The sequence below is a fragment of the Paenibacillus sp. NAIST15-1 genome, assembly GCF_001894745.1.
In the GTDB taxonomy this organism is placed as follows: domain Bacteria; phylum Bacillota; class Bacilli; order Paenibacillales; family Paenibacillaceae; genus Paenibacillus_B; species Paenibacillus_B suaedae.
In genome coordinates this window covers 32,281-58,354 of the sequence record NZ_BBYF01000013.1, presented here as the reverse complement: position 1 = coordinate 58,354, position 26,074 = coordinate 32,281, and the positions used below count along the sequence as shown (strand labels likewise).

Annotated in this window: 21 protein-coding genes and 3 pseudogenes; 5 read left to right on the top strand and 19 right to left on the bottom strand. The window is 41.7% G+C overall.

The genetic code is table 11. The features are described from left to right. Positions 1 to 12: 12 nt before the first annotated feature. Complete coding sequence (locus tag PBN151_RS31465; RefSeq protein WP_175560777.1) at positions 13 to 183, bottom strand: hypothetical protein; 171 nt, start codon at positions 181 to 183, stop codon at positions 13 to 15. A 753-nt stretch (positions 184 to 936) separates the two neighbouring features. Here PBN151_RS31465 and PBN151_RS22530 point away from each other — a divergent pair. Together PBN151_RS22530 and shc are read left to right on the top strand one after the other, a co-directional pair. Beyond that, a complete protein-coding gene (locus PBN151_RS22530; RefSeq protein ID WP_072730778.1) occupies positions 937 to 1,287 on the top strand; it encodes a YciI family protein in 351 nt (116 codons plus the stop codon). Between the two features lie 280 nt (positions 1,288 to 1,567). Next, on the top strand, positions 1,568 to 3,460 hold the full coding sequence (gene shc, locus PBN151_RS22525; RefSeq protein ID WP_072730777.1) for a squalene--hopene cyclase: 1,893 nt from the start codon (positions 1,568 to 1,570) through the stop codon (positions 3,458 to 3,460). Between the two features lie 83 nt (positions 3,461 to 3,543). Here the strand turns inward: shc and PBN151_RS22520 are convergent, their stop codons facing one another. The 6 genes from PBN151_RS22520 to PBN151_RS22495 all read right to left on the bottom strand — a co-directional run bounded on the left by PBN151_RS22520 (position 3,544) and on the right by PBN151_RS22495 (position 13,094). Next, on the bottom strand, positions 3,544 to 5,484 hold the full coding sequence (locus tag PBN151_RS22520; RefSeq protein ID WP_072730776.1) for a S9 family peptidase: 1,941 nt from the start codon (positions 5,482 to 5,484) through the stop codon (positions 3,544 to 3,546). Between the two features lie 127 nt (positions 5,485 to 5,611). Continuing rightward, entirely contained in the window at positions 5,612 to 6,475 is an 864-nt protein-coding gene (locus PBN151_RS22515; RefSeq protein ID WP_227774961.1) for an S-layer homology domain-containing protein, read from the bottom strand. A 323-nt stretch (positions 6,476 to 6,798) separates the two neighbouring features. Continuing rightward, the gene (locus PBN151_RS22510) at positions 6,799 to 9,150 is read right to left on the bottom strand and encodes a S9 family peptidase (protein WP_072730774.1); all 2,352 of its coding nucleotides are present in this window, start codon (positions 9,148 to 9,150) and stop codon (positions 6,799 to 6,801) included. Between the two features lie 408 nt (positions 9,151 to 9,558). After that, the gene (locus PBN151_RS22505) at positions 9,559 to 10,161 is read right to left on the bottom strand and encodes a YdcF family protein (RefSeq protein WP_072730773.1); all 603 of its coding nucleotides are present in this window, start codon (positions 10,159 to 10,161) and stop codon (positions 9,559 to 9,561) included. Between the two features lie 106 nt (positions 10,162 to 10,267). Then, positions 10,268 to 11,545: a S41 family peptidase gene (locus tag PBN151_RS22500; RefSeq protein ID WP_083545285.1), complete on the bottom strand. Its 1,278-nt coding sequence runs from the start codon at positions 11,543 to 11,545 to the stop codon at positions 10,268 to 10,270. Between the two features lie 367 nt (positions 11,546 to 11,912). After that, the gene (locus tag PBN151_RS22495; RefSeq protein ID WP_072730812.1) at positions 11,913 to 13,094 is read right to left on the bottom strand and encodes a serine hydrolase domain-containing protein; all 1,182 of its coding nucleotides are present in this window, start codon (positions 13,092 to 13,094) and stop codon (positions 11,913 to 11,915) included. 168 nt (positions 13,095 to 13,262) lie between these two features. Here PBN151_RS22495 and PBN151_RS22490 point away from each other — a divergent pair, with 168 nt between their 5' ends. After that, positions 13,263 to 13,706: an Lrp/AsnC family transcriptional regulator gene (locus tag PBN151_RS22490; protein WP_072730772.1), complete on the top strand. Its 444-nt coding sequence runs from the start codon at positions 13,263 to 13,265 to the stop codon at positions 13,704 to 13,706. A gap of 84 nt (positions 13,707 to 13,790) precedes the next feature. On the opposite strand, the gene PBN151_RS22485 is transcribed toward PBN151_RS22490, so the two are convergent. The 3 genes from PBN151_RS22485 to PBN151_RS22475 all read right to left on the bottom strand — a co-directional run bounded on the left by PBN151_RS22485 (position 13,791) and on the right by PBN151_RS22475 (position 17,138). Next, positions 13,791 to 15,005: an MFS transporter gene (locus tag PBN151_RS22485; protein ID WP_083545284.1), complete on the bottom strand. Its 1,215-nt coding sequence runs from the start codon at positions 15,003 to 15,005 to the stop codon at positions 13,791 to 13,793. A 286-nt stretch (positions 15,006 to 15,291) separates the two neighbouring features. Beyond that, positions 15,292 to 16,254 carry a proline dehydrogenase family protein gene (locus PBN151_RS22480; RefSeq protein ID WP_072730771.1) on the bottom strand — a complete coding sequence of 321 codons (963 nt, stop codon included), beginning with the start codon at positions 16,252 to 16,254 and terminating at the stop codon, positions 15,292 to 15,294. Between the two features lie 77 nt (positions 16,255 to 16,331). Further along, positions 16,332 to 17,138 carry an AraC family transcriptional regulator gene (locus PBN151_RS22475; protein ID WP_072730770.1) on the bottom strand — a complete coding sequence of 269 codons (807 nt, stop codon included), beginning with the start codon at positions 17,136 to 17,138 and terminating at the stop codon, positions 16,332 to 16,334. Positions 17,139 to 17,430: 292 nt separating this feature from the next. On the opposite strand from PBN151_RS22475, the pseudogene PBN151_RS32050 reads away from it, so the two are divergent. Further along, positions 17,431 to 17,700 (top strand): annotated as a pseudogene (locus PBN151_RS32050) (hypothetical protein); the annotation flags it as partial. A 194-nt stretch (positions 17,701 to 17,894) separates the two neighbouring features. On the opposite strand, the gene PBN151_RS22465 reads toward PBN151_RS32050, so the two are convergent. From PBN151_RS22465 to PBN151_RS22430, 7 genes and pseudogenes are all read right to left on the bottom strand, one after another. Next, complete coding sequence (locus PBN151_RS22465; RefSeq protein ID WP_072730769.1) at positions 17,895 to 18,440, bottom strand: GNAT family N-acetyltransferase; 546 nt, start codon at positions 18,438 to 18,440, stop codon at positions 17,895 to 17,897. 163 nt (positions 18,441 to 18,603) lie between these two features. Next, the gene (locus tag PBN151_RS22460) at positions 18,604 to 19,107 is read right to left on the bottom strand and encodes a hypothetical protein (RefSeq protein ID WP_072730768.1); all 504 of its coding nucleotides are present in this window, start codon (positions 19,105 to 19,107) and stop codon (positions 18,604 to 18,606) included. A gap of 62 nt (positions 19,108 to 19,169) precedes the next feature. Further along, positions 19,170 to 19,550 (bottom strand): DUF4279 domain-containing protein, encoded by a 381-nt coding sequence (locus PBN151_RS22455; protein WP_072730767.1) that lies wholly within the window; start codon positions 19,548 to 19,550, stop codon positions 19,170 to 19,172. 277 nt (positions 19,551 to 19,827) lie between these two features. Further along, the gene (locus PBN151_RS22450) at positions 19,828 to 20,430 is read right to left on the bottom strand and encodes a DUF5071 domain-containing protein (RefSeq protein ID WP_072730766.1); all 603 of its coding nucleotides are present in this window, start codon (positions 20,428 to 20,430) and stop codon (positions 19,828 to 19,830) included. Between the two features lie 134 nt (positions 20,431 to 20,564). Beyond that, positions 20,565 to 21,191 carry an immunity protein Imm33 domain-containing protein gene (locus PBN151_RS22445; RefSeq protein WP_072730765.1) on the bottom strand — a complete coding sequence of 209 codons (627 nt, stop codon included), beginning with the start codon at positions 21,189 to 21,191 and terminating at the stop codon, positions 20,565 to 20,567. A gap of 679 nt (positions 21,192 to 21,870) precedes the next feature. Then, positions 21,871 to 23,131 (bottom strand): annotated as a pseudogene (locus PBN151_RS22440) (IS3 family transposase). Between the two features lie 97 nt (positions 23,132 to 23,228). Continuing rightward, positions 23,229 to 23,662: pseudogene (locus tag PBN151_RS22430) on the bottom strand (transposase); the annotation flags it as partial. 131 nt (positions 23,663 to 23,793) lie between these two features. On the opposite strand from PBN151_RS22430, the gene PBN151_RS32350 reads away from it, so the two are divergent. After that, entirely contained in the window at positions 23,794 to 23,931 is a 138-nt protein-coding gene (locus tag PBN151_RS32350; protein WP_265332123.1) for a LuxR C-terminal-related transcriptional regulator, read from the top strand. A 135-nt stretch (positions 23,932 to 24,066) separates the two neighbouring features. On the opposite strand, the gene PBN151_RS22420 is transcribed toward PBN151_RS32350, so the two are convergent. Beyond that, complete coding sequence (locus PBN151_RS22420; protein WP_072730762.1) at positions 24,067 to 24,396, bottom strand: BLB8/JUQZ-1 family protein; 330 nt, start codon at positions 24,394 to 24,396, stop codon at positions 24,067 to 24,069. A 646-nt stretch (positions 24,397 to 25,042) separates the two neighbouring features. Continuing rightward, the gene (gene mglC / locus PBN151_RS22415; RefSeq protein ID WP_072730761.1) at positions 25,043 to 26,053 is read right to left on the bottom strand and encodes a galactose/methyl galactoside ABC transporter permease MglC; all 1,011 of its coding nucleotides are present in this window, start codon (positions 26,051 to 26,053) and stop codon (positions 25,043 to 25,045) included. Positions 26,054 to 26,074: the final 21 nt, after the last annotated feature.

The window sequence follows — 26,074 nt, the reverse complement described above, 5'->3', positions numbered from 1 at the left end:
TATGGAAAAAGCCTATGGCTTCACAGCACTCCAGATGTATTTTTGTTCCTTGAACCCAATTCTCCCGTTGATCATGTTCTCCTCTAATTTCTTAGCGAGCTCATCCTTCATTTCTGGTTCGGTATAGTCTGGATTTCCAGAGAGGAGCATCACCAAACGGCATATCTGATTTGGTCGTGGCATAAACAAATGTAACGTTTTGAATCTCGGCCGCCTCCTCATTCGATATTCACAGGCATTTGCATAATTAAACCTTCTATGACCAAGGAATAACTGCATATATCATACTATTGGATTCCATATTGAACCATATTCGAAAAATAGCTGGAGTACAAGCCTTGAATCACAAAAAAAGCCTGCAACAATTATTGCAGACTGATTCATCGGTGTTTCCTCATGATGTATTCCATTAACTCATACTGTCAGAAGAAAATAAAGTTCTAGACTGAAAAATAAAGTGGTAGACTGACGATACTTCATTAAGTTAACGGGCAGAATTACACAATACAGTCGCCCAGGGCTGTGATAAAATAGCACAATAAAACATGGTCAAATTTGTAAAACGATCGCACGCACTGACAGTATATTATTGTTCGGTCGTGTTACTCTGTTCATAGAAGGAGTTATGCCGCCCTGGGCCAGAATTTTCAGCCTTACATCTTGCCCAATTCTATTTATATCCAACTCATTGAAGCCAAAATTAAGAACTTGTGTCATTGCTTCGGTTATTAAGAGCATATCCAATTTCAGTACGGTGATGGGCTCCGTAACTCCCATTTTACACGAAAACTCGCATGAGCCTTTTTTTACTGCTGCATTTCATATTACAAGCTGTCTTTTAAAAAAATTTTTTTCAAAGTGTCGATTTGAAGATACCGGTTCGTTGTATTTATTAAGAGGTCAATTTTTGCTTTTAAAAAGAAGGAGGATATTTTTATGCTGTTTATGTTGATTGTCAAAGCCTCGAAGAATTCGGAAGATGGAAATCTCCCGAGCCCTGAGCTCATGGAAGCCATGGATAAGTACAATGAGGAATTAGTTAAGGCAGGCGTGCGGGTTATGGCGAAAGGACTTCATCCAAGTTCAAATGGGATTCGCCTTTCGTTTCCGAAACCAGGGGAAAAGCCAGTGGTTACGGATGGCCCATTTACGGAAACGAAAGAATTGATTGCCGGGTTCATTCTGATTGATGTGAAGTCGAGAGAAGAAGCCATCGAGTGGGCCATGCGGATGCCGGACCCGCAAGGACATGGGGAAGGTCAGATTGAATTGCGTCAAGTATTTTAGTAGGCTTTGTACATTTGAAATCATAAACATCTCGCTAAGCTAATGAGAACGTTATTTCAATGGAACAGCGACAGTCTAGGACTTTATTCTCTCGTCCTTAGCTGTCGCTGTTCTTATTTCTCAGGTCAGTCTAAAACTATTTTATGGGGTCTGGTGATATGACCAGTATCTTGATCATATTCGGAGCCATCGGATTCCCTGTACTTATTGAGATTAAAGGATATGTCCCCCTGCCCACCCTCATATAATTCTAAAAAACCACCCCGGAGGTACCAAGCAAATGAGCAATGTGCTACGTGCAGTGGATGATGAAATAAAGCGGCTGACGAAAACACTTATCGAACAGCAGCGTCAGGATGGATCCTGGCGTTTTTGCTTTGAAAACGGGACGTCAGTTGATGCTTATGTGATTATTCTCTTTCGATTGCTGAACGTTCCGAATGAAGAGTTGATTAGGCAGCTGCATAACCGGATTCTTGCCGCACAGCAGCCAGATGGCTGTTGGAGACTGTTTGCCGATGAAGAAGAAGGAAACTTGTCCGCTTCCGTTGAATCCTATTACGCCCTGCTTTATTCCGGGTACAGCCAGACGGCAGATGAGCCTATTCAGCGAGCCAGGCGATATATTTTATCCAAAGGCGGTCTCGGAAAAGTGTCCAACATCATGACCACAGCCATCCTCGCCGCCACAGGTCAGAGGAAATGGCCTGCATCCATCTCGTCCATTCCGCTCGAGGTTGTTCTTTTTCCAACTTATTTTCCGATTACTATTTATGATTTCTCAGGATACTCAAGGGTTCATCTTATCCCAATGCTCATTATGGGCGACAAGCAGTTCTCGATGAGCTCCGCTCATACGCCAGATCTATCCAATCTTTATGTTCGAACGATGGACGAGGAAGATCCTCTCCCCCGCAGTTTCCAGGAGATACAAAACATGATAAAGGAAGGGCTAAAACTGCTTATCGGCACCCCCCGTTATATCCACGAAGCAGCTACAACCAAGGCCGAGCAGTTCATGTTAAAAAGGATTGAAGCCGATGGTACACTCTACAGCTATGCGAACAGTACAATTCTCATGATTCTCGCCCTGCTTGCCCTAGGGTATGATCAGCAGCATCCTCTCATCACCCGTGCCATTCAGGGACTTACCGACATGCAGTTCCATTATAACGGGACAACTACAATGCAGAACTCCCCGTCAACCGTATGGGATACCGCTCTGCTTGCCTACACATTGCAGGAAGCCGGAATCGCCGCTGATCATCTAACGATCCGGCGTGCCGCCACGTATCTGCTATCCAAACAGCAGGATAAGACTGCCGATTGGAGCATTCATAACCCGGACACCATTCCCGGGGGCTGGGGATTCTCGGAGACCAATACGATCAATCCCGATGTGGATGATACAACCGCAGCTCTACGGGCGATCAGGAGGTTATCTAATACCAATTCTACTTACCTGGAATCTTGGAATCGCGGACTGAATTGGGCTCTATCCATGCAAAATAATGACGGAGGCTGGCCCGCATTCGAGAAAAATACTAACAATGAATTGCTCACCTGGCTCGCCATAGACGGCTCCAAATCTGCGGCCATTGATCCCTCGGAGGCTGATCTTACTGGGCGCACCTTAGAGTATCTCGGGAACTTTGCCAAACTCGATAGCCGGCACGAATTCATCAAACGGGGAACAAATTGGCTAGTTCGCCACCAGGAGAAGGATGGATCCTGGTACGGGAGATGGGGCGTTTGTTATATTTACGGTACCTGGGCGGCACTGACGGGATTGGCAGCGGTCGGCTTTCCAGCTAGCCATGAACCCTTACAACAAGGAGCCCGTTGGCTTATGGACATCCAAAACCCGGACGGCGGTTGGGGCGAATCCTGTCAAAGCGATCGGCTGAGGCACTATGTGCCCTTAGGGGAAAGCACTCCTTCTCAAACCGCATGGGCGTTAGACGCCTTAATCGCTGTTCAGACACAGCCAACACCAGAGGTCGATCAAGGAATTCATAGACTTATCGCATTACTCCATGAAGACAACTGGAAGAGCACTTATCCTACAGGTGCCGGCCTCCCCGGTTACTTCTATTCTCATTATCACAGTTATCGCTACATCTGGCCTCTTCTGGCGCTGAGCCACTATAAGAAGCGGTATGGAAATCCATAGAGCTAAAAAAGAACGGCACCGCATTCGCTGCGGTCCGTTCTCGTTTTTCCATTGGGGGTGTCACAACTATCGCGGTGTTTGACTTAAAACAAATCTTTCATACTTTCTCCAAGAATATAGTGTGAAAACCACATCAAATTCTGCTTCATAATAGCCACATTAATTCCTGGCTGGTCAGAACTATATGCCATTCCTTTAAATATAATGAATTCTGTATCAACGTCCATATCCCTTAATCCTTGATATAGCTCATATGCATTTGAAATTGGGATCCTTGCATCCTTTTCGCCATGTTGGATTAAGGTGGGCGTACAGGCTGATTTAATATACGTCATTGGTGATGTTTTCGTATATATCTCTGGATCATTCCATGGATTATTTCCTAAATGCATCTTAATAAAGTAAGGTATATCTGTATTTACATAATGGGTACTCCAATTTGTTATTCCACCCCCAACTGAAATAGCTTTAAATCTACTACTATATGTAGAACAGAAAGCTGATATATATCCCCCGTTGCTCCATCCCATAACTCCTACTCTATCTTTATCTACAATCCCTTTGTCTACTAGACTATCCACTCCAGATATAACATCATCGTAATCGGAAATTCCCAGTTTTCTATAGCTTGCTTGTAAAAATTCATTACCATAACCAGAACTTCCCCTGTAGTTTGGTTCTAAAACGATAAAGCCTTTTTCAATAAACTGTTCAATCGGATATTTCTCATTAAAACAGCCTGAAAATATCGGAAAGGATGCCCAAGCCGGGCCACCATGGATTACCACTAATAAAGGATATTTTTTATTTGCGTCAAACCTTACTGGGGTTGATAACACTCCTTCTATTTCAAGACCATCACTACTTTGCCATGAGATTATTTCCCTGTTACTTGTAAGCTTTCCTTTGAAAAAGCTATTTTCATTCGTTATTTTTTTATCGTCTACATAGATTTCAAAAGTTTCATTTGTTATAGCTTTATTATAGGATATATGATTGCCATCCATTGTTATAGAAGCGTCCATTATAAAGCCATCTACTTTTTCGCTTACCTTTTCCACAGTGCCATCCTCAGATAGCAACCCAATAAGATAATTCGTTTTATTCTGCCATCTAATTAAGATTCCTTTAGCTGTCCACCGTAATGGAACAACCGTACTATCAAAATCTGTTAAAGGTTGAATTAGCTCTCCATTATTAATATCATATATCTCGAGCGTACTGTCTTGTATATGGGTCTTATAGTATTCCTTCTCCCTTATGCTTGCCGAGTAGCATATTTTGCTGCCATCAGGAGAAAAACAGACGCTCCCTCCCAACAACTTATCTATATTCATCTTTTGCAGCTCGCCAGCTTTAATATCTAGTATGTATAGATCTCCATTAAAATAATCTCCCATATTTGGGCTTGGTGTAGCCATTAATACAGCCTTTTTCCCATCATTTGAAATATCAAATTCACGGACATGAAAATCCTTACCATTAGTTAGTTGATAAACAACGCTATTTTCGTTTTCTATTTCAATGTAATATAAACAATTATTCTGGTGTTCCTTACCTACATGATGGAAATCTCCATATAGTTGCTTACGTTTCTTTAACGTCTCTGATTCTTTTGACTGTGCAACATAATAAAAACCCTTGCCAGTAGGCTCCCATTGGAATTTACTGACCCCTTCTTTCTCATTAGTAATTTGAACCCCACTATGACCATCTATCGACTTAATAAAGATCTGATTTTTCTTATTATCCCCGTCACCGACTGGGCTAAGGTATGCGATATCTCTAGAATCTGGCGACCATAATGGGTATGTACTATCTATATCCCCAGTTGTTAATAGATAACTCTGCCCCTTATCTTTTTCATATATCCATACATGATTCCTATATATATTGTCTTTCCAGTTAGCTGTCTTCTTGACAAATGCTACGTTTTTGCCATTTTCACTTATATTTGTACCTGATATGGTTGGTAATGAAATAATCTCTTCTATACTTAGATATGTTTTTTCATTCATTTCCATTAATACCCCCCTCGTAGTGCCTAAAGATACGCTTTTAAACTCTCCATACTATATTCGGGGTATTATTCAACTTTCCTACCCGGTAGCTTAGCAAAATGAGCAGGCTTCGGCAGCCTGCTCAACAATATTAGCCTTGGAATGGAACAGTGGGTTTTACTAGCCCAAGTACAGCTTTGTATTCCGAAGGTATATAGGTCACAGCTTTTAACTCCGTGATGACTTGCATGTACATTTTGTCAGGATCAGGCTGCACGACTCTATATTGAATAGTGGCCACGCCTTTCGAAAATTGGATGCCCGTGATCTCGAGTCCATATCCAGAGTGAGGAACTATGGTGGATAATATAACTCGGGTGACAGAATCCGTTTCTTTTTCCGAAGTGATTTTTACTTGGTTGAGATTGGAAGTATCAGGTGTTTCCGGTTTTGTGTTTTTAATGAATGTTAACGTTTTGCGGATCATATCGGCAGCTTCTGCGCGGGTGATATAGCTCTTAGGATAGAAGCGTTGCTTGCTGTCTAGGGATACGATCTTGGCAATGAGCAGCTTCTGAATACTGTCCATGTATCCGTCTGTCACCTGGTCGGCATCCGAAACGCTTTGGATAATTTCGATCCATGCATAATTTCCTTTATGGCTTACTTGCCCAAATAGCCATTTGGCGAACTGCTCCCTTGTGACTTTAGCAGAAGGATTAATGTCTTTCGCAATGCCTAGCCCGTTATATTGAGCGATGATGAAGTCTTCCGCGTATGAAGAGTTGTTTTTAACCTTCGTATAATAGTCGGTTGCCTCCGGTTTCTTGATAAATTTAATATTATCGATGCTTAAATCCAAGCCTTTTACGATCATCGTCACTGCTGTTGCCGCGTTCAAGCTTTCTTTCCCGTCTTCCTTACTCTGATTGTTCTCTTTATGAGCAAAAGCGGAACCGCTAATGCCCATGCTGAAGACGGCGATTAACATGAGAAGAATCAGTGGCTTTTTCATTACATGTCTCATCTTGTTTCCCTCCGCATATCTTTATTATTCCCCTAGACGTGAATGTGCTGAAATATGTTACATAGATGGAAAAATAATAAACCTCTTAATCGACTCCATATCACAAAGGATGTAAATTCATCATTTCCGTTCGAGAAAATGTCCATAAAGGGACGCCCACAACCTGGCGGGCGCTCTCCATTGATTTCGGCGTTTACAAAGTATGTTCTACATAAACACCTCGTTCAGCAACTCGAATTGCTATACGCTTATAGCCTTCTCTCAGCTTCGTGGCTACGCCATGTCGAAAGGTAGTCAGCGCCTATGGGTCCTTATTTGCTCTGCAGCTTCAAATTTTTATCCAAAAACTTGATCATTGTACTGAAGAAATCGATCAAGTTCTCTTCGTTAGTGAAGCCATGTCCTTCATTATCCTTGACCATATACTCCACTTGCACGCCGCGTTTTTTGAGTGCTTCGACAAGTTGGTCGGATTCTGCTTTGTTCACCCGCGGATCATTCGCCCCTTGAGCCACGAATAATGGAGTTACGATCTTATCGACGTGGAACATCGGCGAAACTTGCTTCAGCATTTCTTTGTCCTTTTCGACATCGCCGACACGTTCGTTTAAGAGATTTCTCATGGTCTCCCAATACGGTGGGATCGATCCCAAGAACGTGAACATATTCGATACACCTACATAATCAACAGCAGCAGCATACAATTCCGGCGTTTTCGTAATGCCCGTCAAGGTTGAGTATCCGCCAAACGATTGGCCATAAATACCAACTCGTTTCGGATCAGCAATCCCTTGCTGAATCGCCCACTTCACACCGTCAGTAATATCATCTTGAATTTTCAATCCCCATTGTTTATTTCCTGCATCCCTAAAGGACTTCCCATACCCCATTGATGCACGGAAATTTACTTGAAGTACGGCATACCCGCGGTTCGCGAGCAATTGTGCTTCCGGATTGAAGCCCCACGTATCACGTGTCCACGGCCCACCATGCGGATTTACGATCATCGGCAGGTTTTGGGGCTTTTTATTTTTCGGTAATGTTAAGTAACCGTGAATCGTCAATCCGTCTCTGCTCTTGTAAGAGATCGGATACATATCAGCCATCTGATCTGGTTTAAGCCACGGACTCAGATTACCTAAGGATGTTAACTCACCGGATACGCTATCGTAAAAATAATACATCCCGTAAGTCTTGTCATTCGAAACACTAACGATCAGCTTCGTCATATCCTCGTTATAATCGTTTAGCCCGATTTCACTTTCACTGATGCCAAGCTTCTGCTGCAGATTGCGGTACATCGCCTCGAATTTATCATCGAAAAACTCCAAATGCGCTTTATCTGTCACATAGACAGCCGCCAGCATTTTATCTTGATTTTTATCGTAATATGCTTCAGTTACGTCAACTTCCGGATGCTGATACAGAACTTCTTCCTCACCCTTTACATTCAGCTTGACGAGCGCCATCTTGTCCCGACCGTTATTGGAGACCGCATAGATCGATTTACCGTCTGCCGAGAAACCAAGCGGATTCATCGCATCCCCGTTATTTAACGTAACCAGCGGTTTGAACGCCTCTTCCTCCGTATCGCGGTACAACAATGTACTTACGACACCGTCGCTTTCAGAAGCGAGCCGAATCTTACCTTGGCGATCAGCTACCCATGCCGTAATGTTCCCTGGGTTTTTGGCGATCAGCTTCGTTTCCCCTGTCTTTACATTCAATTTATATACATCGAAGATGGTCGCATCTTCTTTATTCATCGAGATCAGAATTTCGTCTTTCACACCAGATAATTCGCTCACGAGTTGAACACTGACCTTATCGTAAGGCGTCAAATCCACTTCCTTATTGCCATTAAAAGTGGAAGAATACACATGGAAATTCTCGTCTCCGCCCTTATCTTTGCGATATAGAATGTTATCGCCTTTCCAGAAGAAGCCGGCGATATCGCGATCTTTTGAGCTTGTCACGCGAATAGGCTTGCTTTTCTCACCGATTTTCTCTACAAACACATTGGAACGGTTCTCCCAAGTACCCGCATAAGAAAGATACTTGCCATCTGGAGAAAGCTCATACCCAAAGCTGCTCGGATTCCGCATGAAGTCTTCCACGGAAATTTGTGACACACCTCTGTCGTCCATCGTTGCTAGCATTTTATTTATGTGATTTTTAAGCACAACAGCCGCTTGAGCTACAGTCACTGGCTGATCTTCGTGTAAGCTTCCATCTGCATTCCCTTGAATGAGCCCAAGTGCCTTGGCGCTTGTTGCATATTCGGCCAAGCTCGTTTCTCCCTGTTCCTTGCCGAGTGCCCGCACCATCATGCGTGCCATCTCACCGCGTTTGATTGGAGCGTCAACGGAAGTGAATTCTCCTTCCTTCAACCACCCTTTCTCGGAAGCAACCTTCATCGGATCAATGCCATGTTGATAGGTAAGCGATACTACCGCATAGCGGATAAAATCTTTAACAGAAATCGCTTGATTTTGTTGTACCCCTTTGTCAACAATCCCCTTCGTTATGAGCGTCTGTACTCCATCTTGATACCATGGTGCTGCTTGTTTCGCTCCATCCTGTGCCATGACTGACATGGGAACGGATACGGCCATAATAGTCGCAATCGCTGTGGAGACTAGTCTTTTTTTTCTTGCATTCATGATTTAAGTTTCCCCTCTCTGCTTAACGAATATCGATTTGATCAATTTTGCGCATTGGTCAATTGAATCGTTCGTACTATATGCTCCATACTCTTTTCTCCACTCTCTCTCATAACAATATCCTACAGGACGTAATCTTCTTTTTTCTTACTATACTCTTACGAATTTCTTAAGCTGACTCTATGTGCGATAATTGCCGCTCTTCAAAAACATATGTGTTCAAGTAACAATCCACGAAGCTGATTTTAGCCTCTCTCAGACCACGAGCCAATTTTTGAAGATCGGTCAAACTATCCTGCCTATCAGCATAATAAAATGAGCAGACTGCGGTAGTCTGCTCAACAATGTAACGTATTCAACTATCGCGGCCCTTTAGCTTAAACAATCTACCTGGATCAAAGCTTTCGTTCATCTCAATTCATCAATATTAAAGTCCATAATATCTCCATGCTTCGCGTAGTGTATCAATCCATTGACTTCTTTTTGAACTCTTTTCGTTCCATTTTCATACTTCCACCAATTATCTGGCCTAGTTGTTTGATCTAATACTGGATGAAAACTATATTCAAACCATGAAGGCGCATATCTTAAAAATGTTAAATGACATCTTCGCATGTGATAAAAGGCTGTACAGATCAAAATTCGCTTCATATTGTTCAGCCCGATATGTTTATCCAATGCAGCTAAGGATTCAATCACATTCTCCTTCGTATTGGTTGAAAACGTCTCTATAATGATCGCATTCTCCGGAATACCTTTTTCTAACGCAAACGATCGCATGGATTCAGACTCGATAAATTCCCCATTATATCCGCCCGAGAAGAGCAATCTAGACGAACGTCCCTGGAAATAGAGCTCCACTGCAGCGGGCGTTCTATATTTATTGCTCGTTCTGCTAGACGGCACAACAATACAATCGCACTTAGCGTCATCATCTCGTATTCCCTGAAACAAAATCTGATGTGCGAGCTCCTTGGATACCTCTCCTTCTTCTAACTCAGATAGATACAACGTTGTCCCTCCTCTCTTAATCATATATATGCAAAGTGTCGCTCGAAGGGCAAAATAATGATGTTTTCGGGCATTTTACGTGACTCGAAAGTCTATCGTACACCCCTTAGCTTCTATTAATTAATTTCAAGGCTTGCTGTAAATCTATATCTTCTTCAATATGTTTAGGTGTCCATTTGATATAGATATCTGGCTGAATTCCTTTTCCGTGTATTGGGTGTACTTCGGTTTTCTGTTCAAGTCTTGATATGGGATAATATAGAGTAAACTGATTGTCCCAATTGATACTAACTAAGTCACTATAATCATTTAGTCCCATAGTAGCACGTCCTACTATTGTTACTTTGGATGATCCTTTACTAGTCCCCACAAATTCCTCTCCGGCACTTGCACAATAATAGTCCGATAATATAATTACATGTTCTGGGTTGTCTTCCCCTTCAAATTCGTCTACTCTGTCAGCTATAAATTCTGAAAAATCAAAAGCAACAAATCCTTGATTTCGGTAGGTATTAAATTGATTTTCACCAAACTCTAGCATTTTAAGCGTATCTTCATCATCTGTTGAGCTTCGAACTTTCTCGGCGAATTTTAAAAATAGTTCCACATTACGGTCAGAACAATTAAATTCTCGTACTTTCAGATCAAAACTTGGTCTTTCTCCTTTTTTATAAAAATATCTCACTAAAGAATTGCCAGCATGAGAATTCCCTCCGCTATTATGTCGGACATCAACAATTACATTTTTGCTTGCAAGGAGGTCATCCTTATGCCTTTCAATTAGATTCACGATACGATCGGTATCTCCAAAATCAGAAAGGGTTATTAATAAAGTGTCTTCGTTAATAGAACGAATATCATAAGTTGACTTTTTAGGAGTTCGTCGATATAAATTCAATTTCAGTTTAACTACATCTTCATTTTCGTTAATAAGCTCAAAATACGTAGCTTTGTTTAGGATTTCATCCCATTCCTCTCTCTCCGGATGAGATTCTCTAAGCATTGCACGTTGCTGTTTTCTTATCGAAGAAATCGATTGTCCGTCAATAGAAACAATTCTTGCCCCTTTTCCAAATCTGTTCTCTTCATAAACCTCTGTTACGTATAAGGTGTCTTCGTAATTCCTTACAAAAAAACCACATGTTTTAACTTCTACCTTTTCTGAATGATGTAAGTGAAAATACATATGGCGATCTTGGAAGCTAATAAGATATTCATTCACAATTTCAGCAAACTGTTGTGGTGTCATTAATTCACTGGATTCAAGGCGCTCTATTTTTTCTGTAAAATAATCAGGATTATCCCAGCCTTTTTTCTCCTCATACCCTGCATAATCCTGATGCATGATAGATATAATCTCAGCAAATATATTTACGTATTTCAATTTATATTTCCCCTCCGTATCTTTATTAGACAAAGACTCTCATCGAATAGTTTGGTTATACTCGAACATTTTATGATCTCTTTTCGGCTTCAACATCAAATATCTAACGCCAGTCATTACATCGCATGATGTGACCAGGAGGATATTCAAAAGCACACTCATTAATAAGTGAATAGTTAAGCTTCCGACTAATAGTCCCCCTTTGTAAATAAACCCGACCCTAGATAGCTTACCTCTTAGGTCGGGTCATGTATTTACACAGCTTTTTCCATGATTATACATCTAGTAGAATAGGAGCACAAGGTGTCGAATCGGGAAGTAGAATGACTGAAAATGATTTAGAGAAATAAACTATTTGTTCAATGCGTTAATCAGCAAGATTATTTTTCTCCTGCTGAATACCGGCATAGACCGCCTCGCAGATATCCGTCGTGAATCTACCGGACATCCCCTCCAGTGCAGTATTCGTAAAGGCCACAACACTTAGCTCTTCCTGTGGATCAACAAACCAAGAATGACCGTACGTACCGCCCATCCTCCACGATCCTGGTGATTCAGGCGTGTTCGCAGCTAGCGGATCCTTCAGCAATGTAAAACCTAATCCAAATCCTCTCCCAGGCCAAAACGGCATATTCAGGTCACCAATTTGATTGGTTGTCATTTCAGCAACCAGCGCTTCTGGAAGAATAGGTGCACCGCCTAGTCGCAATGTTTCCAGCAGCTTAAGGAAGTCTCCTGCGCTGCCAATCATACCAGCCCCGCCGGAAGGATAAGCGGACTTATCGAGTGCCCGATTAGGAGCAAGCTGAAAACCAGCTGTCCCTTCTACAAAAGGTATGGCATCCATTTCGAGCAAGCGGCGAGGTTCCCCAGGATGATCTGCATAAGCAGCTGTAAGTCTCGCTTCATCTACGGCTACAAAAGCCGTATCAGTCATCCCAAGCGGTTGTGTAACGAGTCTTTGAACGGCTTCACTGAGAGGCATGCCCATCACTTTTTCAATAACAGCACCTAGTACGTCCGTTGCTATCGAATATCTCCACATTGTTCCTGGTTCATATAGAAGGGGCACCGATGCGATCCTCCTCAGATTTTCCTCTAATGTGATTCTTGCTGCATCCATACCATCGGATACACCAGCTAATTCATAGGTTCCGTTATCCTCTTGAAAGAACCGATAGGTTAGCCCGGCCGTATGTGTCAGCAACTGATGAACTGTTATAGAAGCATGCCCCCCATTTGGCAAGATGGGACGAAAAAACGGAAGCCACGTTTCCACCAAATCGCTAAGCTGTAATTTCCCCTGTGAAATCAAAACTAAAGCCGCTACAGAAACGACTGGTTTTGTTACCGACGCATACCTAAATAAAGCGTCTTCTTGCATCACCCGCTGCTGCTCTCGATCAGCAAACCCTGCTGCCCTATTGAATACCAGTTTTCCTTTCCATGCAATTTGAACCACAGTACCCACAATTCTTTTCTCCGAAAGTGTGTGGTCAATGACATTATTTACGAATGACTGCAAATGATTTGTCTCGATGCTGCGCATATTCTCATCCCTCTCCAGATGTTGTTGTTGATTCATTCAAGCTTGTGCGTTTATTATAAAAACAACCTCCTTCTTTGGACATAGGATGTTAAAGCTTCTTACTTCGAAATACGATGATTATAAAGGTAATTCTCAAGAATATCGTTGAACTCTAAGGAGGATCTTCCCGTGGACGAAATTGATCATCACATTCTGTTTCAATTGCAAAATCAAGCGAGATTATCAATGACCGACTTGGGCAAATTAGTAGGCCTGTCTCAGCCAGCGGTAACGGAGCGCGTGAAGAGAATGGAGGAAAAAGGGGTTATCGAAGCGTATCGTACCGTAGTATCCCCACCTAAAGTGGGCAGAGCTTGTACGGCCTACATGCTTTTTCGAACGAGGGATTGCTTTGCCTTCTTAGATTTTTGCCGTGCAGCTCCTGAAGTCGTAGAGTGTTATCGAATCAGTGGCGAACACAACTATTTATTAAAAGTATCGACAGGCTCCACGCATGGTTTAGAAGCGTTTGAAAATAAGTGCGATCCTTATGGCACCTATACGACCCTAATTGTGATGTCATCCCCTATTGCATATAAAAATCTCATTGAGGGGACGAATTTGCTTGCGTAGTTCGTTTCGGTATTTCAATTGAGGCAGAACACACAAAAGGAATCCTCATATCGGATTCCTTTTTCAGTATTCGTTTTCGTATTTTTATGCTTTTTCTTTGGAGAACGCGGGACTTTGAACCAACCAGGCGACAATTAGAGCAGGAAGTAAGAGGATAAACAGGGATCCTGGGAGAAAATTTGACCCCAGCAACTCAAGCAGGAGCGCACCGCCCACTCCTCCTCCACCAATGGCAAGATTCCACACGGTTACAAGCATGGATTGAGCAACATCAGAACTTTCGCCCCCTGCTTGAGCAATTGCGGTCTGCAGCAGTGTGGCCGCTCCACCAAACGTAAGTCCCCACACCGCAACAGCTGACAGAATAATGATCGATTGTTCGCTGCCAATGCCCATGGCGATCGAAGCCAACGCGAATCCTGCAACGCTGATGATCACGAGCGTTCTCAGAATACGGTCTATCAGCATCCCTACCATCCATAAGCCGAGCACCGAAGCAATGCCGAACACCAGCAACACCAGATCAGTTCGATTTGCAAGTAAAGTTCCGGCTAGATAAGGAGCAATATAGGTGTAAAGTATGTTGTGCGCCAACACCCAAGTGAACACAAGAAACAGGGTTGATCTCACACCAGGAAGTTTAAAGATCTGGAAGAGTGGAAGTTGATTGCTAGTTTGTTCCCCTTCGTAATCGGGCAGCCTCCACTGTACCCAGACAAGTAAGAAGGCGGTCAATATAGATAGGGAACCGAAAATCAATCGCCATCCGATGTGAGTACCCAAAAAGGTTCCGATAGGCACACCTAGCGCTAATGCTAATGGCGTTCCAACCATGGCTATGGCGATTGCTTTCCCCTTCTGTGAATCAGGCACCATACGACGGGCGTAGCCCGCGGTCATCCCCCATAACACGCCAGCTGATACCCCAGCCAAGAAACGAGCCACAAGGGTCAGACCATAGGAAGTAGAGAATGTAGTTATTGAATTAAATAGAAGAAAGCCAATAAGACAGAACAGCAGCAGCGGTCGACGTCTCCATCCGCGAGTAGCCGTTGTTAACGGAATGGCGGCAATCAGCGAACCGATCGCATATACCGTAACTAGCTGTCCAGCAAGTGACTCCGTGATCAGGAGATCTTGTGCGATTTGTGGCAAAAGACCTGCTGGCAGGCTTTCCGTCAGAATGCATATGAAGGCCGCCATAGCCAGCGCTAACAAACTAACGATCGGAAGACGGTTTGCAGGCATAGCGTTAGAGCCGTTCTGGGCTGCAACCCTCGTTCTTGTTTTTATAATCATGCCAAGTCTCCTTTATCGATGGATTTCATGCTTCGGGTCTAAGCATATAGAAAACCGTTGGAAATTGGCATGCATGATTAAAGGAATTCTCAACGAACTTTCGTCATAATTCAGTTATTTTTCTGCTATTTCATTTAAAATAAATGCAAAAAAGGTGGCATCATTAGATACCGCCTTCCGACTTACTTGTATATCTCCACCTATTGAATATTTCTCTATCTACTCTCAAATTTCGTATGGATGTATAGTAGCTAACATGCAGTGGAAGCTACACACGGATTCGGATTTATTCATAATTCTGTACGGGATCTGCTGCTCCAGCCTCCGTCATATCTAGAATTGCTTGAAATACATTTGGCGGGTATTCCGCAATCCGGTGGCATAGATACAAATACCATTCACGACCAAACGTCAGATAAATCCGAACAGGATAACCTGCCTTCTTCAATCGACTGCTCAAATCAGTCCGAATCCCATATAACATCTCGAATTCAACGCCTGGCTCATGGATCCATCCCCGCTTAATAACTTGATCAATGATAGACTCGTCATGAGTAGCGATCGACAGACGATGCCCTTTACGGATGCCCTGCTCTATAAGCTGTATATATCGCTCATTTAAGGCAGATGAACGCGGCATGGCGATCTTCTCCGTTTCTTGGTACGCACCTTTCACAATGCGAATCCGTCCTGAGATATCGTTTAAATCCTGTGCCGTACGGTTCAATTGTGCCTGAAGTGTGATGCCGAGGTTCGCATATACGGCTGCTGCTTTTGTATAAATCGAAAGTATGGCGTCTGTCTTAGCTGATTCCTCCATACTGACAAACAGCTCGACGTCGGCCTGTCGAGCTAGTGCGGCCATTGCTGTCAAATTCTTATAGGCCAATTCGCTATCTATCGATAAGCCGATGTGAGATAGATCGAACGATACGCGAGCTGGTATTCCATGTTGAGCCAACGTATGAATAAGCAGCGTAAGCTCCAGAGCCGCATGTTCGCAGTCTTGGATATCCGTCGTATTTTCACCGATATATTCAAGCGATATAGCGTACCCTTTATCGGCTAGCTTTCGTCCTACCTCAAGGCCATCCTGGCGATTCTCCCCTGTCACATACTTTGCTGCCGCGCGCTGCAAAAGCTGATAAATGGCGGGTGTCTGTTCAACAAAAGCCTTCAAATCAGCTCGACGGGCAATAGATTTCATCGTTTTAGAAAATTGCTCTTCCACATTAGTCGTTGTTATCATCAAATGATACCTCCTCTTATCTATAGGTTCAATCTACAGGATAAGAGGAGGTTACGATTGTAAAAAATTGCGCTTATCTAAACGGAGATAGCATAAGCTTGAGGTGTTGCCCCTACTATTTTGGCAAAGGCTTTTATAAAATGGCTTTGATCATAGTAGCCGGCATCTACGGCAATTTCGGCAATAGAGCGCCGTTTCTTCAGTTCCTTCTTGGCATGATTGATACGAAGTAGATTTTGATACGCATGAGGCGGCAAATGCGTTCCTTTTTTGAACATGCGGATAAGATGATATCTGCTGATCCCGGCTTCATGCTCCAACGTGTCGAGCGTGATCCGATCCGTATAATGCGCATGGATATATTCCTTGATCAAATTGACGTACTTCGTTTCCATTATTCCATATGGCTCAAGCGTCAGATCGTATGCATGCTTATCTACAAGCTTGTGCACCAGTTCGATTAACGATGTTTCAATTTCTAGTGGAGTAGCACTGCGAGTCAGTGCCTCCATGGTGCGATTGAGCAGCATGCTGCAAGCTTTATTCCTCCCAGTTTCGAGCAAGAAAGGGATTTGAAGACGATTAATATCAGGCATTTCAAGATGAGCGAACCATTTCGCCTTAATGAACAGCATTTTGTATTTCCATTCTTCATCTTCCGCAGGCTGACAGGCATGTAGGATAAGCGGCGGAAAGCTGATTATTCTCCCCTTCTCAACGCGCCACAAGTCGCCATCACACCATGCCTGCGTTTCGCCTTCATCGATTAAACCGATGGAATACTCTTCGTGAAAATGCTTCTGATATGCCAGGTCACTCTTATGGCAGCGCTTCGCTTCCAGGAAAGGGAGCGCTTCATCACGGTAAAAGGTTACATCTGTCATTTTCTAACCTCCAAATGTTCAACTATACTTCCCAATCATAATCAAATACGTTATTTCGCCAATCGCATTGCAAACAACAGACATTCACATCATTATGACTGTTTTTGGGGTTATGATGGATATTTTATAGAGACTAGTTCCACCCTCTTGTTTATATCGGTATACTCGTAGGTAGTGAATATAAGAAGCTGTCGTGGCAACCGGATCATCGTATGAAAGAAACAGCAATACAAGTAGAGAACCTGTAATCAGAAAACTCATTACATACTTCAATGCATCCCCACCTAATCGGAGTATTCGACTCTCTCATGCATGGTTTGCCGCGCAATTTTGGGCTTACTATACGTTCCTGTATTGCATTTATATGATAACCAAGAAAAAACTGTTTCTGTTATCAATGATCATATCTTTATTCATAGCCATTTATAACACGCCATTATTTCGCTTTGAAAACCTATTTACAGGATATAATGTAGTTGTGGCTAATATTTTCGGAACTTTGATGTTTTTCAATTTATGGATGGCAATATCAAGAGTTTTAGTGCAAATAAAAAATAAGTAACGTGAGACAAATTAAAACACCTTCAAGTAAATGCCCTTATATCGTAAGATACGGGCGTCAAGCTTGGAGGTGTTTTTACGTTGAAAACTTGACATGTCTTTCTTAACAATTCGAAATGCTTATCTCGAGATAAACGGGATATCCATCACAGGATCATCCTTATCTCTAAGATTTCAATCTATTGCATATTTTCATTAAGTAAGATACTCATCCTTTAAAAGCCCGTAATAAATGAGGTCTTCATATTCACCCCATTTTTTCACATGTTGTCTCAGTGTTCCTTCGTATTTCATACCCAGCTTTTCCATTACTCGTCCCGATGCAGGATTTTTCCCTAAAAAACGTGCATAAACTCGATTCACATTCATTTCTTCAAATGCATATTTGACAATTCCCTTCGCTGCCTCTGTACAATATCCGTTGTTCTTATGCGCTTTCCCTATCCAATAGGCCAATTCACCATGTTCAAACTTGGGATTCAGTCCGATACAGATGGCTCCGATTACATATTGATCTTCCTTATGTACAATTGCTAGTTCGAGTGAACGATTTCCATCAAAATTAACGGCATGTGTATTGATCCATTGTTCTGCCATTCCATCCTCATAGGGATGCGGGATATACAGCGTCATCTCTGCAATATATTTATCACCTGCTAATTCTTGAACAATTTTCGCATCATCTAAACGAAACGGTCGCAATAGCAATCTTTCTAATTCAATCGTCGGCAATTGCTTCATATATCGTCCCCCCGTTGCGAATCAACCCTAGATAGCTTACCTCTTAGGCTGGGTCGTATATTTACGAAATTTATCCATGATTATACATCTATCGAAAGAGGAGTACAAGATGCCGAACCTGGAAGTAGAATGAAATTTACGTTCATTCGCAACATAATATGCATTAATCAAGATTAATCTCATTTTCAATGGAAAGACGTATGGATTCAGAGTGAAGCTTACCATCATTATCATTCCATGTAATCGTTAACGTAGTGCTATTATAGTTATGTATATCCTTCTTTGGTTCATCGTAAGAATATTCTCTGGTTATAGAACCTATATCATTTAGATTGGCGGGAATAGCTACAGTCCCTTCTTTAGAACTTGCTTCAGTCATATAAACGATGTCATAATTCCCATCCAAATTCAATTCTTCAAATTTCATTTGATAAGAAGTAATCTTCTCAAAATTCTTTGGATCACCTTTGTACGCTAACTTTCCATGTCCGCGCAGTATATTACTAGGAGTCACAATTATTTTGTAATCCGAAATGTCCCACATTTCTCCGATACCTTTGAGGTTATATACATGGACAGCAGGATGATCTACCTTAAAGTATAAGTACCCCCAAATAACATTAGAAATAATCAAGGCAGCAATTAATATAAAGATGATTTTCTTCATTTTTTCTCCTTTAACTAACGGAATAGCTCTGAAAATTTTTGCAATATCCTATTCTAGACTGATCAATCCCAATCCGAATTATTAGCATAGATATCAATATCGAACTCGGCATTAATATCGTTTGCAAATTTAATCTGTTCTGAATCTAAGTATAATGCTGGAGTCATTCCCTCCTCAATGATTATCACGATAAAAAGCTTGTTGGTAGCTTGAAACGTTTTTTGAATTGTATTAATTATTTCGCACTTATCGCGAAGCTGTATAATGATCTGATTTAATTGACCACTTACATCTAGTGATTCCTCATAATCAGTACTAATTGTCCACGATGTTTCTTTTCTAGTCCGATTTTCATTTATTCTTTCACCTTTTAGTGATACAGAGCTGGGATTTATCCCTATTCGTCTTGTTACTTCGTCTACATCAAAATCATCTCCGAACAGACTGTAATAAACTTTTACTTTTGTTTGCTACCTCAGTTTCTCTTCACCTCATCTTTTCTTATTTTCTTAAACAAGTCTTGCTAGTTCACTTTTTTAGTTTATCTTTGTTTTCATCAACATTATGAAACAGATACTTGAACAAATTCTCATCATTGCGATATAAATATAATTGAGCTGCTTCATTCTCTACTAATATAGAAACATTCCTAATGTATTCTCCATCAACACTCAAGGAATTACTTATTTGATACTCATGATCATCCCTACCTCTAAGATTTCAATCTACTGTTGTGTTTCCATTTAGTACCATCGTTTTCAATTCATTAAGCTCATCAAAAATATCGCGGTTTCGAATGTCCTGTAATTTGCTGTTAATTAAATTCAAAGATTCTTTAGATTCTAACATTTTATATTGAACCAATAACTTTAATGCAGATAGATGTACTTCTTCATCATCAAATTCAGAAGCTACGAATATTAATTCATCAGTTATTTGTTCCACCAAATCTACTGACCATTTTACTAATACGCAGTCTATAATCCAATACTTCCACATCATATCATTACTTATCAGCGCTTCTTTAATAGACGGTATCAATGGTTCTCTTATTGAGACCAAAAATTCAGATATTCTATTAGCTCCTGGCCAATTTATATCCATAAGCCATTCTAAAAGATCAGGAAGTATTTTATGTACTCTCGGATATCCAATTTCTATTAATACATCAGCAGCATGATCCCAATGCATCTTATTAATCGGTTGAACTAGAATTTTGAGCTCCTCATCCTTCAATTTTTTGAATTGAATCTTTGCTTCTTGAAGTTTGTCGGATGAAGTATCCCCCTGCAGATAAGTTAATAACTGTTTTATATCGTCCATGTGACTCTCGCCCCTCCAGCTCCATGTTATTTCGATAACATTTAGGTGACATCCTCTGTTTCTTCCCTTTTAAAAAAATATTAGAGCAAGAAAATTTGATTAGCTGATGCATCAATCTTTTGCAATCCTTTCAACTATTCTTCCCACTCATAATCAAATACCTCATAAAACTCTTTCGTCGCAAGATTCCTCTCAAAGGCACATTGAGGCTCCCGATCTATAAAAGCTAGAATCGAATCATCTATATTCAATACCTTCCCTATCGAAATAAATTGATAATTATTGATATCATCAGGATCGTTTTCTTCTTCATACCCCGTAAAGAAACTCCATCCGGTATCCGATTCCGAGCCTTCATTAGGAAAGTCCCTTACCATAAAATTAAATTCATTTCGCTCCAGTACATCGTTCGTTACAACAACCTTCTTCTCAAAATAATAATCCCAATTTACAGCGCTAGGATCATGATGCATCGTGTCGCAAATATGTTCGATTTTAAAATGGATTTCTTGACCGAAAACCAGATCCTTAATAGATACCGGCTCATTCCGTAATGTTCCAATCAGTTCATCACCTGATCGATGGATGATTTCAACCCACATTCTCTCTCCACAATATTCTGCATCTTCTTCGTCACTAAGAAAGCTAAGCTTGACCAACTCTCCAACCTCAATCTTGCTCAATACATACTCACTAGGCACATAAAACGTATAGGGCGCTTCCTTATGTCTTTCTACAACACTGTCCAAACTCCATGTCATTTTATAAATATCTCCTTTGCACTTCAGGTGTTCTCATACCATACTTCATCTTTGGATTCTGTAGCAACATCATTATTTATGATAAATATCGGACAAATGCAATCTCAGAATAAATAAATGTTGTCTGATTTTCATCCATCTTCGATGTTCACGTTCATTGATAATTCAATCGACGTTTTAGAGACTCCCTTAACCTTTCCTGTAATCCATCCGTACTAATAAAATTATCGGTTCCAATCCTAACGACGGGAAACAACAATGAATCGACATCTCTACTTCTCATTGATTCTTCACTTGAAATGATGGCTCTTACTTGGGATTCAGTAATATGTAACACATAATGAAAACAAGCAGTGTTCATGCCCCTCCCATTACTAACTATACATTCCATTCTCCATAAAAGTTTCCACGAACTAACAAAAAAAGCCCTCCCGTAAGGAGACTACTGCAAAAGCCCCAATTTCATCGAGGTGAAAGCCCAAAAATGGAAAATAGAGTCCCCTGAGAGAAAAAAAGCAGTCCATCCTCACCGAGGTATGGGCTGCTTTTGCTCTATTAGCTTTACCATCCACTTTGCGTTTCGAACGCGGTGAGGTAGCCTTGTATTCGCATACGAAAGAGTCCCTGGTATTTAGCTGTGTGAACTATAACCCTTAATGTGGACAGGATAAAGAAAGCACTACGCTGCCAGAAGATGATTCCTATATTCGTTAGGAGTCATCTTCTTTAATGTCCATTGATATCGCTCGGTATTGTAAAAGTGAATATACTCATTAATTCGATTCCGAAGTTCGTCAATACTTGTACAATCTTTGTACTCTAATTCGTCTTTCATATGACCGAAAAATGATTCCATTGGTGCGTTATCATAACAATTTCCTCTTCGGGACATGGATTGTCTAAATCCAGTTTCACTTACACGTTTTTGGAACTCAGGATGTGTATAATGCATGCCCTGATCCGAGTGAAGAATGGCTTCAGGATGAATATTTCCAACCAGTCGTTCCAGTAGCTTGTCTAGCGTTCGATTCACAAGAGACAGTTCCAGCGAAGTCGACAAATGATGTGCTAAGATCTCATTCGTAGAACCGTCTTTCACGCAAGAGAGATATCCCCATTGCTGCCCATGGTTGTACTTGAGATATGTTATATCTGTGAGCAGTATTTTTTCCGGCTCTGCCTGATCAAAATGACGCTTTAGCAAATTAGCGCACGTTTTATGTTCTTGAGTAGCTTGAGCTATTTTCCGATAAGGGTTAGCTCGACGTACTTTTGCTATGAGATTATATTTACGCATGAGTCGACGGATTTTTTTATGGTTCATCACCACGTTATCCACGTTCTCGAGATTCATTTTAATTACGAGCGCACCGGCTTTTCTGTTTAAACGATCAAAGTGGGTCTTAATGAGCAACAGATCACGCTCATCGGCCTCCTCTTTTGTTGACGGGTATCTTCGGCTGAAAGCCACCGATAATAACCGCTAACACTTACCTTAGCAAGTGAGCAGAGATGGCGAGTCAAACCTTTTATACTAAATTGACGAACAGTTCGATTAACAAGCTCGAAGCGCAATGATGTGCTTAATGTTTGTCTTGCTTCGCCTGCCTTTCTAGTGCCTTCAGCTTTTTTAGAAACTCATTTTCTATCTCCAGAAGCTTGATCTTGGCCTCAGCTCGTCTTAATTTCTCCTCGACTGAAAGCTCTTTACTGGAGGGTCTTCCAGAGCTTCCTTTGCCTCGCCGTTCCTCAAGAAGACCTGCTTCGCCATGAGCGGCGTAAATAGATCTCCAACGCTTCAAACTCTCCTTTGGTTTACGTGAACTAAACATATCTAAATCAAAGGCAGGAGTGAAGGGTATATTCGACTCTGATACACGCAATACGTTTGGATTTCCCTCAAGTTTTTTGATTTGTAACTCGCTATACCGCATGCTCATACTCCATTCTCAATAAATAAATTCAATCATAAACGTAAAGAACCCGAGAGAGGCACTTTTTTTAAAATGTCCATCTCTCGGGTCATAGTTCAGTGTCCATACCATGGGATCTTTTCATTTCTGCATTTTTATGTTCAATGATCGGTCTGCGTTTGATTCGTTCTTTGAACGTGTCGCTTAATTCGAACTCGATCTGTTCCTTGAAATGTTCGGCGATGATTCGAATCGAGTAAGTTTTGCTCTTGGAGCCTGGCTTGTGACATCCTTCATGCATCGGACACGTCTTGCACTTCTCGACGTCAAAGTAATACACAAGAGAGCGACTATCTCCACTGGTCTTGCTACCTTGAACCGCCTTGCGCTTACTTTGCTCACCGGCCGGACAGACGAAGAAATTGGCGTCCTTGTTATATTCAAATCCTTCCCGACGCTGGCCTCCCTCGTGAACGACGGGGTTTAGCGGTACGACAGGTAATATGTTCTCCTTTTTCATTCTGCCAAATTATCCTTACCGGAATATGCAGTATCTGCCGGGTAGCCTTAGATAAACTCTGCGTTTGCATATGATTTGAATGGATTTCGTCAAAGCAAGGACGCGAGTGTCCTTATGGGATGATATACGAGAAAGAGGCATATTGGCCTCGTTAGTAGAGGGTCTTCACATGAAAACAATCGCGGAGAAAATCTTTCTTTCTGAAGGAACGGTACGCAATTGCACTACAGTGATTGCAAAAATGGGTGTTAAAAATCGCGAAGAGGCCGTTAAAAAAGCACGAGACGAAGGCTTACTGGCTAGATAAGATAATAAGGCATTATTTTTAAAATGGGTCATAGAATTGGTGGTTTTCACCTTTCTATGACCCATTTATTAGGGTTACAAGTACGGTTACAGGTTACAGTCCATTCCTTGCTTCAATTAGAGGAGCACCATTTGATTAGTTGCTCGCAGCTATATAATAGCGAGCAATACATCTATCGTTTTTGTCAAAAACTTTTACGTCTGCATTTCCTCGTTCGTGGGCAAGCACATAACGACCATTAACAATTTCAATATTCTCTTTAGAAGCAATCGAGTAGCTTGCGCCTTTCGTAGGTATTAACCATTTTACTCCTACTTCAATAGGTTGCACTGCGCCAGCAGAAGGACATTCTGCTCTCATAGCGCTGATGTTACCTTGACTGCTTACTGATGGAGCAGCCAATGCAGAACTTGCTACCGAAAACAAAAGCACGACACTTAATAAGCCCATCGTTACTTTTTTCATTTTAATAGTCTCCTTTTGTTTGATAGTTGCTCCTCTGCCTTTATTATATGATGCGCTAAAGGAAGGAAATAGTAGACAATGATTACTTTATATAGTGATCTTTTGACTTTAATTTAGATGTCCAAAGAGGAGGCTATGTAATGCTAATCTAATTGAAATTATGTATATTTGTGGTGTGATCTTGATATAACTTGCATATATTAGTGTCTATTGAGCTATATCGACTTATCTATATATATGTGAATATACCAATATGTATCATAAGAGTAAGAAATAACTACAAATAAAAAAAAGGCCATCGTTATTGGCGTAACGAAGGTCTCATGAATAGACTGCTGGGGATTTCCCCGCGGTGCTTTGAATAATTATTTAAGCACCCTTCTGATTAGCCGCCAACTGAAACAGAAGGAGTAAAAACATTGTGGCTGTCCCAGAAGTCATTTTACGATTTTCAAGCCCCACTAAGAGTTGAATTTCACAAAGGACCTCATCCTCAACTTAGCGGTGGAGTTTGAGGTTCTTTCGTTCATGAATTGGGATGTTCTCATTTCATGCGAACACTTTTGGGACAGCCGCTGCTTTTTACACAAACTGTATTCGTTTTGCAGGGATCTCCGTAAGGAAGGCCTCAACCTAATCAAATCCTTTATTTCTTAGCTGCATATTTCCGCATATCGAAGGCGACAGCTGCTACGATAATCGATCCTTTAATAATCAACTGCCAATACGGGCTTACACCGATGAAGGTCAGACCGTAGTTAATGACGGTAAAAATAAGTACTCCCGTCACTACACCAGGAACCGTTCCGATGCCCCCAGTGGTCGACACGCCACCGACAACGCAGGCGGCAATCGCATCCAATTCGTACATATTCCCGTAGTTATTCGTCGCTCCCCCGGTTCTTGCCGCTTCGAGAACCCCGGCCAGGCCATACAGCGCGCCAGCAATGGCATAGATATACACAAGGTTTTTGCCCACGTTAATGCCTGATACCCTTGCTGCCTGCTGATTCCCGCCGATCGCATACATGTTCTTGCCCAATCTCGTTTTGTTGAACACAACCCATACGATAAACGCAACTACGATTGCGATTACCACAATAATCGGAATGGATACGCCGCCATATCCTATGCTTCCTGTACCGAAATATTCTTTAAAATCAGGCCGCAAGCCGCCGATCGGCTGCGAATGATTCGGAGCCGTGTCAAAGTATAGGGAGTTGACGCCATACACTGCAACCATCGTACCTAAAGTCGCTATGAATGGAGGCACCTTGAACTTCGCGACGATTATACCGTTAATGAGTCCAAATATTAGGCCTACAATGACTGCTAGTAGAATCGGCACGAATAACGGCAGTTCCTCCAGATCGGGGAAAAACCTGCGTGCATAATCGGTTGTCTGCAGCATGGACGCCGATACGACCGCGGATAAACCCACAATTCTACCTGCTGACAAGTCCGTACCGCCTGTAATGAGAACAAAAGCAACGCCAAGGGCAATAATGACACGTGTAGATGACTGATTCAGGATATCCCGGAGTGGATTTAATCCTATAAATGAAGGGTCGTAAATCGCAATTCCTATGATAAGAACAGCCAGAACCAAATAGATGACATTTTGGGAAATAAAAGATTGAATTCGCTTCGCGTTCATCGTAGATCTCACCTTTCTCTG